Here is a 541-nt window from a genome sequence, read left to right as displayed (position 1 = left end):
CCCTACACCGTCCGGGACTTTTGACCTGCGTCAAGCCTGCTTTCAGGCCACCTTCCTACCATGGACGCCTGTCCCATGCGGTGCTGCCACGCATGGCCATCGCATGCCCTTGTGTCCAAGTCAGCCTGTCATCCCCGCACTGCGTTGATGCACTGCTGCACCGAGCGCATGGAGCAGCCCCAACTCTCCGGGATCACCAGCGATGCCCGAACAGCAAGCGCAAGCGTGCGTCACCAGGGTGGGTTTCGACAGTCCGCTCATCCATGCGGAGCAAGGCCTGACCGACGAACAGGCCGCGGCGCTTCTTGCGCGTCATGGCTACAACGAGCTTGCATCGGCACAGCAGCGCGGCATCCTGGCCGTGGCGGCGGGCATCGTGCGCGAACCGATGTTCCTGCTGCTCATTGCCTGCGGCGCGGTCTACCTGGCGCTGGGCAGCAGGCAGGAAGCACTGATGCTGCTGGGCTTCGTGTTCGTGGTGATCGGCATCACCCTTTTCCAGGAGAACAAGGTGGAGCGCGCGCTGGACGCGCTGCGCCGT

General features: G+C 64.5%; 1 protein-coding gene. It reads left to right on the top strand.

The window, feature by feature from the left end; genetic code table 11:
- Positions 1-202: 202 nt before the first annotated feature.
- On the top strand, positions 203-541 hold a 339-nt coding region (locus JK635_RS29235), incomplete at its 3' end, for a cation-transporting P-type ATPase (RefSeq protein WP_202656091.1).

The organism is Neobacillus paridis (assembly GCF_016765675.1).
Classification (GTDB): Bacteria; Bacillota; Bacilli; order Bacillales; family Cytobacillaceae; genus Neobacillus; species Neobacillus paridis.
This window is presented reverse-complemented; position numbering and strand designations above follow the sequence as displayed.